Origin of the sequence: Nitrospira sp. CR1.1 (genome assembly GCA_014055465.1) — a bacterium.
Lineage (GTDB): Bacteria > Nitrospirota > Nitrospiria > Nitrospirales > Nitrospiraceae > Nitrospira_A.
The window spans coordinates 108,480-124,791 of the sequence record WIAF01000010.1; the positions used below are offsets into that span (position 1 = coordinate 108,480).

A 16,312-nucleotide genomic window follows, 5' to 3' on the forward strand; every position below is an offset into this window, starting at 1 on the left:
TACGCTAAGTACTCAATGCGATTAAAACATGGCAACGCATCATGGTTTCGCCTCGCGGTGCTCATGTGGGCGTCCTTATGGGTGCTTGCCGTGCCGTTGGTCCATATTCATCCCGAGGCCGATCATCGCCATGGGGCCTCGGATCACGTGCATGGCGGCACGGTTCACACGGTTTTCTCCACGGACTTGGTGTGTGAGTTCTCCGGCCATGATCATGCCTCGGTCGCAGGCGGCGAAACCCGCTGTCCGCTTCATGTAATTACGCTCCTACCTCACGGGCCGGAGCACTTTGCAATTGAGCTGGTTCTCGCTTTCTCCGGCGAGCCGCAAGTCGGCAAAGGCACCGCGCTGGAGGTGGCCGCACGTTCCTTCCACGCGAACCCGCCCGCGCCACCTCAGGCCGTGTGGCAGCCGCAACCCAGTCCTTCGCCAACCACTGTGCTCTTGGTGACCACCTTTTCCTCTCGCCCTCCCCCGACTGTTTGACCCACGCTTATTTCCAGCTCTTCACGTTTCAACATAGTTATAGGCGCTCAGCACGGCACGTCCGTGACTGCGTGTAACGGAAGTCGCTCGCCAAGGCGCCGATGGGGGAGAACCAGCATGAGGCCTGCACTCGTTTGGAGAATCGTCGCCGCGCTCGGATGCGCGATGATATTTGAGTCATATCCGACGGGCTATGCCACAGAACCGAGCCCGGGCGGATACACGCTGAGCCAAATCGTACAACTCGCGCTCCGACACAACCCAATGATGAACGGCGCGGAAGCAGTGCTGGAACAGAGTCAAAGTCAGCGCGTCACGGCCGGTGCCTATTTGAATCCCACCATCACGGGGTCGGCCGGCCGCGGGTCGATTCGGGACCCCAATACCGGTGTTTCGATCACCGAACGGACGATCACCGTGGAGCAGCCGCTGGAGTGGCTGGGCAAACGCACAGCCCGACAACGCGCCGCCGACGCGGGGGTGGCCGGCGCTCTCGCCGGCGTGGACGAAACAAAAGTGCTGGTCATGACCGAAGTAAAAGGGGCGTTTTTCCAGTTGCTCCTGGCGCAACAGGATGCACAGCTCGCGAGGGAGAACCTGAAGACGGTCGAAGATCTCGTGAAATTGGTGAGTGCGCGGGTCAGCACGCGAGAAGCGCCGAAATTCGAGTTGGTCAAGGCAACCGTTGAACTCCAAAAAACACGGAAGGATCTGGCGAGGGCGGACAACGCGCTCCTGGTGGCTCGTGCCAAACTCAATACGGTCACAGGCAAGGCCCTCGGAGAATCATTTGCCATCCAGGGGGAGTTTGAAACAGTGAGGTCGGGACTGGATCTACGTGTACTGACAGATCAAGCACTCGACCGACATCCCGCACTTCGCCGACAACAGAAAGCGGTCGAGCAAGCCGAATTTACGATCGAACAGGAACGCGCCTCGCGCATGCCGAACGTGGCCGTGATCGGCCAGTATCATCGAGAAGCCGGTGACGAATCCATCACGGCGGGGCTGAGCGTGCCGCTGCCCCTGTGGTATCGCCGACAGGGAGAGATCGGGACGGCGATGGGAGCTCATCGACGAGCGCAAGCCGAACGGGCTCGCGTGCAGCAGGAACTGGAGCAGACCATCACGCAGCATTTTCAGGAGGTGCGGACTGCTCAAGAACAGATGCAGGTCTTCGAGCAAGGACTCCTCTATCAAGCCAAAGAAGCGTTCGACATCGCCCAGTTCAGTTTTCGCCATGGAGTGGCGAGTTTGCTCGAAGTCATCGACGCGCAGCGTGTCTACCGCCAGACGCTCCTCGAATATGCCCAGGCACGAGCCGATCATTCCATCGCGCTGACCCGATTGGAGCGGGCGGTGGGAGGGTTGCCATGAACGTTCACATCGTGAGGCGTTCATCACCGGTTTATCGAACGATCGGCCTGTTCCTGTTGGTCGCCATAGTGAATACGTCGTGTCAGTCAAAGCAAGAGGATGCGCCGAAACCGCCTGCCCAGGCGGCCACGGCGTTGAATGAACCCGGTATCATCGAACTGCCTGATGGGAGTCCGACTCTCACCCACCTACAGACCGATCGAGCAGCGCTCCGGCCGATCCGCACGGCCCTCAAGGCCCAGGCGGGGAAGATTTTGGTCAATGAGAATCGACTAGCGCATCTGAGCGCGCGAGTTCCCGGCCGTATCGTGGCTGTGTATACCAACCTCGGCGACCGAGTCCGGGAAGGGGACCGGCTGCTGTTACTCGACAGCCCCGCCTTTGGAGGGGCCCAGTTGGAGTATCGGAAAGCGAGGACCACAGTGGGTGTGACGGAACAAGCGCTGGAGCGGGCCAAAGCCCTAATCGATCGCGGTGCGATCGGCGCGGGGGAATATCAACGGCGCGAGGCGGACCATGAGAATGCTCGTGCCGATCTCCACGAAGCGGAGGAAAAGCTGCATTTACTCGGCATGACGGAGCAGGAGATCGAGCGGTTGGCCGCCAAGACCTTGCCCCATGCGGAGGTCGCGCAAGTCTCCTTACGAGCCCCCTTTACCGGTGACGTGATCGAGCGGAACGCGACCATTGGCGAAGTCATCGATCCCAATAAGACGCTCTTCACAGTGGCAGACCTCTCGACTGTCTGGGTGCGTGCCGATTTCCCGGAGCAACAGGCTGGTCGACTGAAGACCGGCCTCACCATCGAGCTGCGAGTGTCGGCCTATCCGGAGACGGTGTTTCGAGGTGCCATTACCTATGTTGGCGCGGTGATCGATCCCACGACGCGGACCGTGACGGCACGGGCGGATGTATCCAACCCTGACGGCCGATTACGACCCGAAATGTTCGCCGACGTCACATTGATGACGGACGAGCAATCCGTCTTGAGTGTCCCGCGCGCCGCCGTGCAGCAGGTTGGCAGCCGGACGGTCGCGTTCATTGTGCAAGGACCGCGTCGGTTCGAATCCCGTGAGGTGACCGTCGCCCAAGCGTCGGGCGACTACATCCAGGTTGTGGCCGGGCTCACGGCAGGAGAGGAAGTGGTCACGCAGGGCAGTTACGCCCTCAAGTCTGAGTTGCTCCGCGAGCACATGCCGTCGGAGGGCGCGCCATGATCGAACGGCTGATCCGCGGCGCGCTGGAACAACGACTCATCGTGCTGCTGCTTATGCTCGGGCTCATCGTGAGCGGCGTGGCCGCGTTCCGCCACCTCCCGATTGATGCCTTTCCCGATGTCACTCCGGTCCAGGTTCAAGTCATCACCCGGGCGCCCTCTCTGGCGCCTTCAGAAATCGAACGCCTCGTGACCTTTCCCCTGGAGATCGAGTTGACGAACCTCCCGAGGAAAACGGAACTGCGGTCGGTGTCGCGATTCGGACTCTCGGTGATAACGGTCGTCTTTGAGGACAGGATGGATATCTATTTCGCCAGACAACTCGTCTTGGAACGGGTGCTCCAGGCGCGATCCCGGCTTCCAGCAAGCGCCGAGCCCGTACTCGGACCGGTCAGTACGGGATTGAGCGAAGTCTTCATGTATCTCGTCGAGGGCTCGACGCAGAGCCTCATCGACTTACGGACCCTTCAAGACTGGGTCATCCGCCCGATGCTGCGCGCCGTCCCAGGCCTCGCGGATGTGGACACGTTGGGTGGCTTGGCCAAACAGTATGAAGTCCTCGTCGATCCTAATCGATTGACGAGCTTTGGGCTCACGCTGCGCCAAGTCCACGCGGCGGTCGCAGGGAATAATCAAAATGCCGGGGGCAGTTACATTGAGCAGGGCGGAGATAAGTTGGTCGTCCACGGGGTGGGGCTGGCCCGCTCTGTGGGAGACCTTGAACAGATCGTGGTGGCTGCGCACAAGGGCACACCAATCTATCTTCGGGACGTGGCCCAAGTTCGCCAAGGGACCGCGATTCGGTTAGGGGGCGTCACGCGCGACGGCACGGGCGAGGTACTCGAAGGCATTGCCGTCATGCTCCGCGGCGGCAATAGCCGGGAGATCGTTGCGGGGGTAAAAGACAAGGTCGAGTTGATCAACCGGGTGCTGCCGGCCGGCGTGAAGATGGTGCCGTTCCATGACCGCATCGAATTGGTGGCGCGGGCACTCGATACCGTCGAGCGTGCCCTGCTGGAGGGTGCCGCGGTCGTCATCCTCGTCCTCTATCTCTTTCTCCGGAATCTCCGCGGCGCGCTCGTCGTCGCGCTGACATTGCCGCTGGCCACGTTGGCTACATTTCTGATTATGCAACAGGTTGGCCTGTCTGCGAATCTGATGTCACTGGGCGGCTTGGCCATCTCGCTGGGAATGATTGTCGATGCGGCCATCGTGCAGGTGGAGAATGTCGAGCGCCATCTGGGCGAGCAAACCACGGGCCGAGCCCTCTCGGTTACCGACCGTTTGCCAGTCGTCTTACGCGCCGTCCTGGAAGTGCGGCGGCCGAGCCTGTTCGGGGAATTGATCATTGCGTTGACCTTTGTTCCGCTCCTGACACTCCAAGGAATGGAAGGCAAGATGTTTATCCCGCTGGCCCTGACGGTGGTGATCGCCCTCCTGAGCTCCTTGGTGCTTTCCATGACGGTGGTTCCGGTGCTGGCGGCGGTGCTCATGAAGCCGCGTGTCGCGGAGGAGGGCGGGCACCTGTTGGAGAGGGGGCGACGGCTCTATCGCCAGTTGTTGGAGGGGGCCATCCACAAAACTCGTCTGGTCGTCCTTGCGGCGGCCGGTGTACTTGTCGGCGGAGCGGCCCTGGTCCCGTTCATCGGTCGGGAATTCGTCCCGATCATGGACGAAGGCACGATCGTCGTGAATGTGATGCGGCTCCCGAGCATCAGCCTCAGCGAATCACTGAAAATTTCGGGGGAGGTCGAACGACTCTTGCTGGAGATACCGGACGTGCGCTCCGTGGTTTCGCGCACGGGCGCCAACGAACTCGGAACGGATCCGATGGGGATGGAACTCAGCGACATGTACGTCTTACTCAAGTCCGAGTCCGAGTGGCAGGCGCAGTCCAAGGCCGACATCGAGGAGCAGATCCGTCGGCGGCTGGCGCAAGTGCCTGGCATCGCCTTTGGCTTGTCCCAGCCGATCGCCATGCGCGTCGATGAATTGGTATCGGGGGTCCGGTCCCAGGTCGCGGTCAAACTGTTCGGCGACGAACTTGAGACGTTGCGGATCAAGGCAGAGGAGATCGCCAGGGTGCTGCGGCAGGTGCGCGGCCTGTCCGATCTCCGGGTCGAGCAGGTGTCGGGCCTGTACTATCTGAAGATCGACATCGACCGTGCCAGGATCGCGCGATACGGGATCAATGTGGCCGAGATCACGGAGGTGATTGAAGCCGTCGGTGGCGGCATTGCCGCCGGCGAGGTCTTCGAAGGACAGTGGCGTTTTCCGATCATGGTGCGATTTCCGGATGATCGGCGTGCCGATGTCGAGACGATTGCGGCGTTGTGGGTGACGGCCCCGGACGGCTCCCGGATTCCGCTCCGGGATCTGGCCGAGATTCGGATTGTGGACGGGCCGGCCCAGATCAGCCGTGAGCATGCGAGCCGCCGGATTGTGATCGAAGCCAATGTGGTCGGACGCGACCTGGTCGGCGCGGTGGAAGAGGCCCAAGCAGCAGTGGGTCGTCTGGTGCAGCTCCCGCCGGGCTATTATGTGACCTGGGGTGGCCAATTCGAAAACCAACAGCAGGCGATGGCACGGCTGGCCGTGGTCGTTCCACTGGTCATTGGACTGATCTTTCTGCTGCTCTTTTTCACGTTCGGGAATTTGAGGCAGGCCGCGCTCATTCTCCTCGCGATTCCGTTTGCGATGGTCGGCGGCCTGCTGGCGCTGATGCTGGGCGGGCTATATCTCTCGGTTCCGGCCTCCGTCGGCTTTATTGCCTTGTTCGGCGTGGCGGTACTCAATGGGGTCGTGAAGATCGCCTACATCAACCAACTGCGGGAACAGGGCATGGCATTGGATGAAGCAGTGCTGACCGGGATGGTTCTCCGATTGCGTCCGGTTCTGATGACGGCAGTTGTTGCGATGATGGCGCTCCTTCCTCTGCTGCTGGCCACCGGACCCGGTTCCGAAATCCAACGGCCACTCGCAACAGTGGTGATCGGGGGGTTGTTTTCATCGACCGCCTTAACCTTAGTCGTGCTTCCCGTGCTCTATCGGTGGGTCGAGCAACGAATGGCGCGACGGCGCGCCTCGGAGGAAGCCGTACTTACCACGGCTTCTGACAGAGAGGTGACAACATGATGCGCACTTGTCGTGACGATCGTTGCTGGCTCTTGATCGTGATGCTGGCGATTCTCTCTCCTGCCATGCTCAGCGGCTGCGGCGAGACACCTTCCTCTCGCCACGTCACTGCCAAGCAAGCGCTCCTCGGCAAATCCGAAGCGGAGGTCCTGGCCTGCGCTGGGGCACCACAGGCGGTCTCGTCCCAGGATAGCCTGAGAGTCTTGAGCTACTACAAGGAGGGCGGATTGCTCGAACAGTCTTTCCCTGGAAACAAGAGTAGCCGCCCGGAAGGCGTGCGGCACGCCTGTACGGCCATCGTGAAGGTGGAGAACGATCGGGTCACCCAGGTGCAGTACCAGATGATGCCGGAATCAACGGCCACGCATGAGCATTGTGAAGAGATCTTTCAGCGCTGTGGGCCGTAGGCCCCAGTCTATTCATGAAATCGGACGGCGCAAGGGAAAGAAACGATGACGGCCGAAGCGAACAAAATGAGGGGCGCGGCGTCCGGAGCCACTAAGAGCGTGTGCGCTAGGCGCCGCCTCCTCCCCGCGTTTACCCTGATCCTTCTCTGCCTAAGCGGCGGATGCGCTGGCTGGTGGTCCAAGACGCTGCCGCCGCCAGAGCCCCCGCTGAAGATTGTGGTGGCGCAGATGGCGCTGGAGGCACCCATCACAAAGAGTACACAAATGCAGACGTTCGAGGAGACACCGTCTCCAGAGATCGAACCGGTCATCCGGACTCAGCTTATCGAGGAGGTAGAACTCAGAGTGCAGCGGCTGTTGACGGAACAGTTGGCGGCGCAACCGGGATTCCAGGTCATGCCATTCAGCGAGACCAGGCGTCTGGCCGGCAATCTTGGTGTTCGGCGGGAACCACTCAGTGACGCGCAACTCCGTGCCCTGGCCGACGAGAGCGGGGCCGATATTATTATCACGGGACGCATCCCGGATTATGGGGCCGTGCGCTGGCAGTACTGGGTGGGAGGTTGGGCCATGACGGCGACCGCTCATCTCATGACCGTCGGGTTCGCCTCAGGCTGGAACCCGGCCATCGTGGGCGGCTTCATGGCGCTCGATCTGTCCACAGATCTGCCCTTTTGGTGGGGCGGGGCATATGCTTTTGGTTGGGGACTTCGACCCGTGCGGGTCCAGGTCGAGGCCGTGCAAACAGGGCGCTGCGGCGGACCGCTTTGGGATACGCAGACGGTCATGGTCCTGATTCCCGGGAAAACGCTTGCCGTCTTCCCTCCTGAAGAGCGACGGCGGAAAGAGGTCCAACTCGGGGTCAATCTGGAACGCGCCATCCGAGACATTGCGGATGCAGCGGGCCGGTCGCTCCGGCTGAAGCCCTGTGGGCCAGAACCGGAATCCGAACAGGCGCCACAATGAGGCGTTGGTTGAAAAGCTACAGGAGACCAGCATGCACGAACCGATGATGGGACTTTGGGGTTTGGTTGGTTATGTGCTCATGGTTGCTTTTTTGGCAGTGGGGATAGTCGCACTCTTACTGTGGCTAAAGTCATGGTTAGAACAAGGACGACTTGGCTCAGCATCACGAGAACCGGAATCAGCTTTGGAAATTCTGAAAAAACGCTATGCCCGTGGGGAGATCAGCAAAGAGGAATTCGAAGAGAAGCGCAAGGATCTTCTTTAAAAATCCGAAAGGGACAGAAGTCGAATCACGGCTCTGCGAGTGGCACGCTCGTGATAGCAGTTCAACCCTGATGGAGGCCCAGAAGAAGGTGATGGATAAAGACCACGACCGAGGCTTTGCAGGCCCATGGTGGCAATACCCGGTCCTGCGCAATGCGCTGATGGCCGGCCTGCTGGCGGGCGCGGGATTTGCGCTGGCTCATCTGGGTCTGGTCTCTGAGCAGACCGAGGCCCTGTTCTATTTTGTAGCGATTCCGCTGGGCGGCTACCACTGGGGCTGGGAAGCCCTGGAGGCGCTGATCCACGAGCGGGTCATCGGGATCGACTTCCTCATGCTGGCGGCCACCGTCGGGTCCGGCATCCTGGGGCTGTGGGATGAAGCCGCCTTCCTCGTGTTCCTGTATGGGTCCGCTGAAGGCTTGGAGGAGTACACGTATGCGCGGACGCGGTCGGCGATTCGGGCTTTACTGGATCTTGCGCCGAAGGAAGCCCACGTTCTGCGCAACGGGGAGGAGCTGAACATCCCGGCTGAACAGCTGCAGGTGGGCGAGCACTTTCTCATTCGCCCCGGCGAGACGCTCCCCACCGATGGAATCATCCGATCAGGAACCTCGAGCCTCGATGAATCCGCAATAACGGGAGAGTCGATTCCGGTGGACAAAGGGCCTGGGCTTAAAGTCTTTGCCGGTTCGCTCAACCGACAGGGCCTCTTAGAAGTCGAAGCGACTGCAACGTTTCAGGACAATACGCTCGCCAAGATCATTCACTTGGTCGAGGCCGCACAGGAACGAAAGGGCGAGGCCCAGCAATGGATCGAACGGTTTGGGCGGCGCTATAGCCCAACGGTCCTACTGGTGGCGCTTGGTTTTCTCGTGGTGCCATTTCTCTTGGACTTGCCGCCGTCCGACTGGGCAATGCGAGCCGTGGTCCTGCTTGTCGCAGCGGCCCCGTGCGCGCTGGTGATGTCCACGCCGGTGGCGACCGCCGCCGCGATCGGCTGGGCGGGCAAGCATGGCATCCTCATAAAGGGGGGCGTCCACCTAGAACATCTCGGCCGGATTTGCGCCGTCGCGTTCGACAAGACCGGGACGCTCACCTCCGGGAAACCAGAGGTGACGGATCTCGCCCCGTTCACCGGGTCGGAAGACGACCTGCTCGCCTTGGCTGCCGGTATCGAATATGGCTCGGAGCACCCACTAGCGAAGGCCATTGTTGACCGAGCGCGGATTTCCAAGACCGTTCTGGTTGAGGCGCGAGCGTTTCAAGGGCTTACGGGTGCGGGAGCGACCGCGGTCGTGGGAGACCAGAGCTGGTACGTGGGAAGTCCCGATCTGTTCCAACAGTTCGGCATTGATTTGACGACGATCGAGGACCATGTGCGGGCGCTTCAGGCAGATGGAAAGACCGTGGTGCTGGTGGGCAATCAACAGACTCTGCGAGGCCTGCTCGCGCTGCAGGACCGTATCCGTGAGGGCGCGCGCGAGGTCATCGCTGGCCTGCATACCATGGGCGTCCGCGTCGTCATGCTGACAGGGGACAATGCACGAACGGCGCGGAGCGTCGCCCAGGCGTTGGGAATCGACTCCTACCTGGCGGATCTCAAGCCGGAAGACAAAGTCCGAGCGGTGCACGACCTGGAAGCCCGCTATGGCGCTGTGGTGATGGTGGGGGACGGGATCAATGATGCGCCGGCCTTAGCCGCCGCCACCTGCGGGGTGGCAATGGGGGCTGCGGGGACCGATGCCGCCATCGAAGCCGCCGATGTGGCCCTGATGGCCGATGATCTCTCGAAGGTGGGTGAGGCGCTACGGCTGGGAGCCAAAGTGAGGCGGATCAGCACGGAGAACATTGCCTTCTCCCTCTTGCTGCTCGCGGTCCTGATTCCCTTGGCGGTCGGCGGCTTCCTCAGCGTCGCCGTTGCGGTCCTTGTCCATGAGGTGAGTGAACTTCTGGCCGTGGCGAATGGGCTCCGGGTTGGCTGGCCAGCAGCCCGCGTCTCAATCTCGGAGTAGCCGATCGAAGGAGGAATCGATGCTGCGCAAGACGGTGGTTGTTGCGATCGTGTTAATTGTGGAGAGCGGATGTCAGTCGGCATCCCCATCTACGTTGTTGTCCGCGCCGACAAGTGTAAGCGCAACGGCAGCACGGCATCATGAAGAAGGGATCCTAGCGTACAAGCGCAACCAGTGGGCGCAAGCGAAGCAACACTTCGAAGCTGCGATCACAGCCACGCCAAGCTTGGCAGAGGCGCATTACAATCTCGGTATGGTTTTGTACCGGCTCGGAGCAGTGCGGGAAGGAGACGCACATTTTATGAAGGCTGCCGACTTGGCCCCAGGGAACACCGTCATTTGGGATTCACCGCCGCTCCGCAACGTGACGGTTCCGGACAAAGCATCGACAGTCCCAGGGTTGTCTGATGGCCATGGCCATTAGAATTCGCAAGTCCTGGTGCGATCCCGCGATGCGCTGCAGAGTAAGCCGCGCTTTGAAGAAGACTGGTGGGCCACAACGAAGGAGCTCTCGTGCATAGCAACTCAGAAAGCAGATCTGTGCAGCAAAAGAATCTGCGACGCGTCTTGCTGCTCACCGGGGTGTTTATGGTCGTCGAAGTGATCGCCGGCCTCTTCACGGGAAGTTTGGCGTTGTTGGCCGACGCCGGTCACATGCTGACGGATGTGGCGGCGTTGAGCCTGAGTGCATTTGCCATGTGGATGGCTGGGAAACCATCGACTCCTGAAAATACCTATGGCTACCATCGCGCGGAGATTCTCGCTGCAGTTGTCAATGCCGTGGTGCTGCTGCTCCTTGCGACGTGGATTCTATACGAGGCCTATGACCGCTTCGGAGCGCCAATTCAGGTCCTTGGCATTCCAATGTTACTGGTTGGACTGATTGGGTTAGTGGTGAATCTTGCCAGTCTGAAGCTGCTCGACGGCCATGCTGACGAGAGTGTGAACGTGCGCAGCGCCTATCTTGAAGTGATGAGTGATGCGATCAGTTCCCTCGGCGTCATTCTCGGTGGCGCGATTATTTGGACGACCGGATGGGTGCTCATCGATCCACTCCTCAGTGTGGGGATCAGTGCGTTCGTCATCTGGCGCACATGGGCGCTCCTTTCCCAAGCCGTCCACATCCTCATGGAAGGAGTCCCAACCGGTGTGGATGCACGGGAGATCGGGCGGGCAATGGCCGGCGTCCCGGGCGTGAAGGGGGTACACGACCTCCACATCTGGACGATTACGACCGGCATGGATGCACTCAGTTCCCATGTTGTCGTCCCGGTTGGGGAGGATCGAGCTGCTGTGCTACAATGCCTGCAACAGCTGCTGGCAGAACGGTTTGGGATTGAACATGTCACGTTGCAGATTGTGGAGGAAGGTTCGGATCGCATTCGTATCGATTCGCAGCCTTCTCGCAATGTGATCGAATGAATCCAACTCTCAAGCATGGCCGGGACGACGCGGACAACTCGTCATTGTTCTGAGACCTTCCAGCCTCCTCAACCTGTGACAATCATTCCAACTATGAGGACATGGGGATGTCTCTGCTCTCTTCGATAGGACTGTTCATCCTGGCTGGGCTTTGTGAAATTGGCGGCGGTTATCTGGTGTGGCTATGGCTCCGTGAGGGGAAGCCGATCGGCTATGCACTCGCCGGTGCTCTTATCTTAGTCCTCTATGCCATCATTCCAACATTGCAGACCGCCCACTTTGGTCGAGTCTATGCAGCCTATGGGGGAATGTTCATCGTATTGTCGCTGCTCTGGGGCTGGGGCTTCGATGGCACAAGGCCAGACCGGCTCGATGCGGTCGGAGCGATGATTTGCCTGGTTGGCATGGGAGTGATCATGTACGGGCCACGTTGGTGAACGACGACGTTGCTGTGTCGTAAAAGAATCGGTGACGAGTACGGGCTGGCCTCCGCTGGGTCGGCGTCTCGCAATGACAGCAGCCGCCCGTACTCACGCCAACCGCTCTCGGTGCTTGGTTGACGGTCGGGTGAGGCGCTCATCCGCGAACGAGTTGGCATTGAACAGACGCAGTTCCAAGAGATCGCAGCCTCGAAACCGACTTCTATCAGTGAGGTGACAAAATGAGGGGCAATTGTCGTGATGTTCCTGCATTGGTCATGGTCACGCTGCTGATGGCCCTCGTTTCTACCGCGATCAGTGGCTGCATCAAGACACCTTCGTCTCGCCTCGCCACTGCCAAGCAGGCGCTACTTGGCAAGCCGGAGTCAGCGATCCTGGCCTGCGCTGGCGCACCGCGGATGGTCTCATCGCAGCATGGTCTGAGAGCGTTGAGCTACTACAAGGGGGTAGGAGTGCTCGAACAGTCCTTCCCTGGAAGCAAAAGCGGTCGTCCGGAAGGCGTGCGGCACGCCTGTTTGGCGATCGTGACGATGGAGAACGATCGGGTTACAGAGGTGGAGTACCAGATCACGTCGGAGTCAACGGCCGGCCATGAGCATTGCGAAGAGCTGTTTCAGCACTGCAGGCCCTAACCCCAAGCCTATCCACGACCACACGTCATTTCATCAAATCTTCGACACGCTGCCGGAGCATACAAAAAGCCTCGTCAAACGCCGCGTCGATTTCGGCGTCAGATCCGATCGCTTTGGCCGGATCTGGCGTACTCCAATGCAACTTCGCTGGTTTCCCGGGGAACAGGGGACAACTTTCACCAGCGGCCTGATCGCACACCGTAATCACGAGATCAAAGGATTGATTCGCAAACCGTCGAGGTAGGTGATTTTATTGTCTACGCTCGATGTGAGCGCCTGAAGGTCGGCGAGAAACCCTACCCACCATTCAAGCTAGCTGAAATTGTGGGGGCAAACGAGCGAACCGATGCGAGGATGGGGTTTCTCAACGAGGCGTGGGAGAAGCTGTTTCGCATCCAGCCTGACCGGTGTGAGGGCCGTTGACCAACTCCCGCCCTCAGGTGACAATACCCACCAGATCTCTAGGAGGTCGCGAATGAACGCTGAATACGAGAGCTGGGCCGAAACGCTGGATACTCTAGCCGACCCGGAGGAGATGGAGGCGATTCTTGAGGGTGAAGCCGATGTCCGCGCCGGGAATGTCGTGTCGTTCGCGGAAGTGTTTGGAGAGCCGCAGGGCAACGCCCCTATTCCTTCCTAACGAGCGGTTTATTGCTTACAAACGGCTCGTCGTAGAACCCCAGCTCCTGCGATAATTCCACTAGCTTATCGAGCGTTCGCATTCGCGCCGCTTTCAACTCCTCGTCTAACATCTGATCCGTCGGCTTCTCGCTCGGAGCCTCGGCCATGAGCTCGTCGAGCCGGGCGGCATCGTCGCGGTCTGGTTTGGGCATTTCAGAATCCACCTTTAGGATCGTAGTGGCACATACGATCTCCATCTTTCTTCCTCCACTCCTCAACCTTAGCCATCCTCTCATTCGACGCATCACACAGCGCAATCGTCCGGTCGATGGACTTCTCGGCTCGTTGCGTGGCCTCTTTGACCGCGGCCAGGAGGGCGTCCCAGTCGGCTTCGCTGTGGGGTTGGTTGTGGGGTTTGGGCATGGTGGTGATATATTACAGCGATCAGCTAGTTGCTCACGAACGGCTTCTTGCGCTTGGCACGCAGGCGAGCCACCACATCACCCACCGGCTTGACCCGGCCCGCCGCCACATCCCTGTTGCCGAGCGCCAGGATCTTGAGCAATGCAAGCGTTTCCTGGTCTGGATTGGGAGGTGTGGGCATGATTGGGATATTATACGCCGGCATCTGAGGGGGGAAAGTGTGGGGTGTAGGCGTGGCTAAAAAATTGATCAGCGCGAAACGCCAGCAAATTGAAAGTGTCAGGCTCACCATGGAGTATTGGGAGGACGGGGATTGGTACGTGGGGCAGATACTGGAGGTGCCAGGCGTGATGAGTCAGGGGGCGACACTGCGTGAGCTTGAGCAAAATATTTGGGACGCCTATTGGCTCATAAATCCTAAGACTGTCGGCATACACGAGGCAAAGGCGCGCCTCTCTGCACTCCTCGCGCAAGTCGCCGCCGGTCAGCAGTTTACCATTACGAAGCGCGGACAGCCCGTTGCGCAGTTGATTCCGGTTGAATGACGGAAACCTCTACGACGCCCCGGGCTCCTGAAAGGGCGGATCCAAATCGCTCGCGACTTTGATGCACCGATGAGCTTGATACTCCACTCCTCAACCCCCGTCACTAAAGAAACCAAAGGCCCGGAAGATCCGAGCCTTTGATCCGGCTTGCAGCTTTGCGCAACCCCCGGGCAACGCCCCTATGCCTTCCTGGTGAGCGGATTGTCGCTCACGAACGGCTCATCGTACATTCCCAGCTCCTGCGATAATTTGACGATCTCATCGAGCACACGCATCCGCGCCTCTTTCAGCTCCTCGTCTGTCATCTGATCAGTCGCCTTCTGACTGAGGTCGTTGTCGAGGTCTGGACTCGGATTGCAGTAGCACACATGTCATCCCCCATGGCCTTCGTAAGCAAGTTCGCGCACTCTGTCCCATCCCTTCCCTGAGGCATCAGGGTGCAAGCCTTGTCCCTTGAAGGTGACCTTTCTGAGCCGAAATGGCATGTGCAGCCTGCTATCGGTCGAGACGTGGTCTGCATCGTCGTGGCCTGAATTGGGAGGTGTGGGCATTATGGGGGTATTATACGCCGGCAGGAGAGGGTGGGAAAGCGGGTTAGGCTGCTAATTCAATATGATGGAGGTCCGCATCTGTGTATCTGCGCCCAGGCTTCTCAAGGAGAATTGGCGTGTGATACGTGATGCCGTTTGTGGGGTGCGTGATGAACAGTGCCTGCTTCGGGTCGTCGTGACAGGCGGAACACCACCGAGTCTGAGGCGCGAGCCGAAATTTTCTTGCGTCGGGCGGGGCTGAGCTTACTCATGATGTCACCGCGGTTCGCTTCACAGTCTTCAACTGAACACTCCGTAGTCGATGCGGCCGACTCCCACGCGATCGACCAGGCGTGGACGACCGAGGGCGCGAATACATGGCATAGCATCACGGTGTACGTGCTTGCGCTCCTGACGATCCGCTCGCAGCGGCTCATCATCACATGCTCTCCATCTCGAGGGTTGGAAGGCCCAGATGAATGATTGGGAGGGTCTGGGGAACGCGCCGTGGGTGGCAGCCATGCGTCGGACGTGCGAGGATCATCGTGCTCGCCGGTTAATACCGCGTGATCGCAAATTCCGCCCCCTCCTCCAGTCGATCGATCGCGTGAAAATACTTTTGCGTCGTCCGGATGTCCTTATGATCCAGCATAGCTTGGACTTTGAATGGCGATTCGGTGCGCGCCGCCTCCGTCGCAGCCGTATGGCGGAGACTATGCGGCGTCACCCGTCGTTGCCGGCGCCGGCGACTCATCGGCGGTGAGGCCTCGTCCGGCCGAGCGGCGTCCCGCAGCCCGCAACGGGTCATGGCCTCCGTAATCCGCAGCTGAATGGCACGGGTCGTGAGCCGCAACCGCTCGTCCGGCGCCATCGGCTGCCCCTCCCCTGCGCCCTGCTTCGACCGTGCCTGCTCCAGATGCGCGGTGAGCTTGTCATGATGCCGGGCAAACAGCGGCTGGCGCGGCGACACCGGCCCGCGGGCATGGAGATACCGCTGCAGCCGGGCGTAGACCTCGGGCATCAGGTTCACAAAACTCTCTTTCGTCTGCTGCCCCTTGCCCTGTGTCCGCAAGATCCATTGCTCCCGCATGGCCGTCGAGCCCCTGCGCGCCCCTTCCCGATCGGCCCCCTGCGCCACCTGAACCTGCAGGCACTCGAGATCCCCACAATCCGCCCGTTGGACCTGGATCGCGCGCAGGCCGGTTTTCGCCATGAGATAGGTCATGGCGGCATCGCGTCGACCGATCAGGGAATCATTGAAGCGCTCGATCAACGTGGTGACTTGCGCGGGGCTCAGTGGCAACCGCTGATAGGTCTTGTTATCGACCCGCTCATCCGGGATCTCCCGGCCGGGATCCCAATTCATCGCATGACGGGCTTTGATCCACCGACACAATGCCCGGACCGCGGCGAGATAGTTATTGATCGACCGCGCCTGCAACCGTTCATGCCCCTGATCGCGGGTCTCGCAGAGCCAAATCTTGTAGGCATGGAGCAGCGTGGGACCCAGCGTCTCGTAGGGTCGTTCCTGGCTCCACCAGCGGTAGAAGGCCCAGAGGGTGGACCGGTAGATCCGGTGCGTGCTCGCCGCTTTGTTCGCCTGGCAGAACAGCAGGTAGTGATAGAACGTCGCTTGGAGATGAATCCGATCATCGTCGTGAGCCGGCTGGAGGGTCAGGGGATGCTTGATCCGCTCCCCTGCCCCAGCCTGGGAAACCGCCATCGGGGACAGGCCATCAGTCGGTTGGTCGCATTCGTCCGCCGTCACGATTTCTCCTCTTCACGTCCATGACGCGCACAGCATAACCCATTCCTAGGACTTCGTCAAAGGCGCTC

The 16,312-nt window shown here is 60.2% G+C and carries 14 protein-coding genes and 3 pseudogenes; 12 read left to right on the forward strand and 5 right to left on the reverse strand.

What is annotated here, in order from left to right:
• Nucleotides 1-75: 75 nt before the first annotated feature.
• A complete protein-coding gene (locus GDA65_16305) occupies nt 76-255 on the reverse strand; it encodes a hypothetical protein (protein ID MBA5864254.1) in 180 nt (59 codons plus the stop codon).
• Nucleotides 256-603: 348 nt separating this feature from the next.
• On the opposite strand from GDA65_16305, the gene GDA65_16310 reads away from it, so the two are divergent.
• The 11 genes from GDA65_16310 (at nt 604) to GDA65_16360 (ending at nt 12,357) form a co-directional block, all read left to right on the forward strand.
• Nucleotides 604-1,863: a hypothetical protein gene (locus GDA65_16310; GenBank protein MBA5864255.1), complete on the forward strand. Its 1,260-nt coding sequence runs from the start codon at nt 604-606 to the stop codon at nt 1,861-1,863.
• The gene (locus GDA65_16315) at nt 1,860-3,080 is read left to right on the forward strand and encodes an efflux RND transporter periplasmic adaptor subunit (GenBank protein MBA5864256.1); all 1,221 of its coding nucleotides are present in this window, start codon (nt 1,860-1,862) and stop codon (nt 3,078-3,080) included. The genes GDA65_16310 and GDA65_16315 overlap by 4 nt, the downstream gene beginning before the upstream one ends.
• Nucleotides 3,077-6,214: a CusA/CzcA family heavy metal efflux RND transporter gene (locus GDA65_16320; GenBank protein MBA5864257.1), complete on the forward strand. Its 3,138-nt coding sequence runs from the start codon at nt 3,077-3,079 to the stop codon at nt 6,212-6,214. Before GDA65_16315 ends, GDA65_16320 begins: the two co-directional genes overlap by 4 nt.
• Nucleotides 6,211-6,621: a hypothetical protein gene (locus GDA65_16325; protein ID MBA5864258.1), complete on the forward strand. Its 411-nt coding sequence runs from the start codon at nt 6,211-6,213 to the stop codon at nt 6,619-6,621. Before GDA65_16320 ends, GDA65_16325 begins: the two co-directional genes overlap by 4 nt.
• 264 nt (nt 6,622-6,885) lie before the next feature.
• On the forward strand, nt 6,886-7,587 hold the full coding sequence (locus GDA65_16330) for a hypothetical protein (GenBank protein ID MBA5864259.1): 702 nt from the start codon (nt 6,886-6,888) through the stop codon (nt 7,585-7,587).
• A gap of 31 nt (nt 7,588-7,618) precedes the next feature.
• Entirely contained in the window at nt 7,619-7,852 is a 234-nt protein-coding gene (locus GDA65_16335) for an SHOCT domain-containing protein (GenBank protein MBA5864260.1), read from the forward strand.
• A 70-nt stretch (nt 7,853-7,922) separates the two neighbouring features.
• On the forward strand, nt 7,923-9,863 hold the full coding sequence (locus GDA65_16340; protein MBA5864261.1) for a heavy metal translocating P-type ATPase: 1,941 nt from the start codon (nt 7,923-7,925) through the stop codon (nt 9,861-9,863).
• Complete coding sequence (locus GDA65_16345; protein ID MBA5864262.1) at nt 9,793-10,287, forward strand: tetratricopeptide repeat protein; 495 nt, start codon at nt 9,793-9,795, stop codon at nt 10,285-10,287. The genes GDA65_16340 and GDA65_16345 overlap by 71 nt, the downstream gene beginning before the upstream one ends.
• 164 nt (nt 10,288-10,451) lie before the next feature.
• The gene (locus GDA65_16350; protein MBA5864263.1) at nt 10,452-11,285 is read left to right on the forward strand and encodes a cation diffusion facilitator family transporter; all 834 of its coding nucleotides are present in this window, start codon (nt 10,452-10,454) and stop codon (nt 11,283-11,285) included.
• Nucleotides 11,286-11,392: 107 nt separating this feature from the next.
• Nucleotides 11,393-11,722 (forward strand): YnfA family protein, encoded by a 330-nt coding sequence (locus GDA65_16355; GenBank protein MBA5864264.1) that lies wholly within the window; start codon nt 11,393-11,395, stop codon nt 11,720-11,722.
• Between the two features lie 224 nt (nt 11,723-11,946).
• Nucleotides 11,947-12,357 carry a hypothetical protein gene (locus tag GDA65_16360; GenBank protein ID MBA5864265.1) on the forward strand — a complete coding sequence of 137 codons (411 nt, stop codon included), beginning with the start codon at nt 11,947-11,949 and terminating at the stop codon, nt 12,355-12,357.
• Between the two features lie 25 nt (nt 12,358-12,382).
• Here the strand turns inward: GDA65_16360 and GDA65_16365 are convergent.
• The 3 genes and pseudogenes from GDA65_16365 to GDA65_16375 all read right to left on the reverse strand — a co-directional run bounded on the left by GDA65_16365 (nt 12,383) and on the right by GDA65_16375 (nt 13,558).
• Nucleotides 12,383-12,589 (reverse strand): annotated as a pseudogene (locus GDA65_16365) (arsenate reductase ArsC).
• Nucleotides 12,590-12,983: 394 nt separating this feature from the next.
• Nucleotides 12,984-13,235: a hypothetical protein gene (locus tag GDA65_16370; protein MBA5864266.1), complete on the reverse strand. Its 252-nt coding sequence runs from the start codon at nt 13,233-13,235 to the stop codon at nt 12,984-12,986.
• 191 nt (nt 13,236-13,426) lie between these two features.
• Nucleotides 13,427-13,558, reverse strand: a pseudogene (locus GDA65_16375) (antitoxin, Phd family protein).
• Nucleotides 13,559-13,691: 133 nt separating this feature from the next.
• Here GDA65_16375 and GDA65_16380 point away from each other — a divergent pair.
• A pseudogene (locus GDA65_16380) lies at nt 13,692-14,087 on the forward strand (type II toxin-antitoxin system prevent-host-death family antitoxin).
• Between the two features lie 945 nt (nt 14,088-15,032).
• Here GDA65_16380 and GDA65_16385 read toward each other — a convergent pair.
• Nucleotides 15,033-16,244 (reverse strand): tyrosine-type recombinase/integrase, encoded by a 1,212-nt coding sequence (locus GDA65_16385; GenBank protein MBA5864267.1) that lies wholly within the window; start codon nt 16,242-16,244, stop codon nt 15,033-15,035.
• Nucleotides 16,245-16,312: the final 68 nt, after the last annotated feature.

Bases quoted from the DNA above. Each gene is read 5' to 3' on its own strand.
- GDA65_16305 (MBA5864254.1), bottom strand. From the start codon at position 255: ATGAAGCGGACAGCGGGTTTCGCCGCCTGCGACCGAGGCATGATCATG.
- GDA65_16310 (MBA5864255.1), top strand. From the start codon at position 604: ATGAGGCCTGCACTCGTTTGGAGAATCGTCGCCGCGCTCGGATGCGCG.
- GDA65_16315 (MBA5864256.1), top strand. From the start codon at position 1,860: ATGAACGTTCACATCGTGAGGCGTTCATCACCGGTTTATCGAACGATC.
- GDA65_16320 (MBA5864257.1), top strand. From the start codon at position 3,077: ATGATCGAACGGCTGATCCGCGGCGCGCTGGAACAACGACTCATCGTG.
- GDA65_16325 (MBA5864258.1), top strand. From the start codon at position 6,211: ATGATGCGCACTTGTCGTGACGATCGTTGCTGGCTCTTGATCGTGATG.
- GDA65_16330 (MBA5864259.1), top strand. From the start codon at position 6,886: ATGCAGACGTTCGAGGAGACACCGTCTCCAGAGATCGAACCGGTCATC.
- GDA65_16335 (MBA5864260.1), top strand. From the start codon at position 7,619: ATGCACGAACCGATGATGGGACTTTGGGGTTTGGTTGGTTATGTGCTC.
- GDA65_16340 (MBA5864261.1), top strand. From the start codon at position 7,923: ATGGAGGCCCAGAAGAAGGTGATGGATAAAGACCACGACCGAGGCTTT.
- GDA65_16350 (MBA5864263.1), top strand. From the start codon at position 10,452: ATGGTCGTCGAAGTGATCGCCGGCCTCTTCACGGGAAGTTTGGCGTTG.
- GDA65_16355 (MBA5864264.1), top strand. From the start codon at position 11,393: ATGTCTCTGCTCTCTTCGATAGGACTGTTCATCCTGGCTGGGCTTTGT.
- GDA65_16360 (MBA5864265.1), top strand. From the start codon at position 11,947: ATGAGGGGCAATTGTCGTGATGTTCCTGCATTGGTCATGGTCACGCTG.
- GDA65_16370 (MBA5864266.1), bottom strand. From the start codon at position 13,235: ATGGAGATCGTATGTGCCACTACGATCCTAAAGGTGGATTCTGAAATG.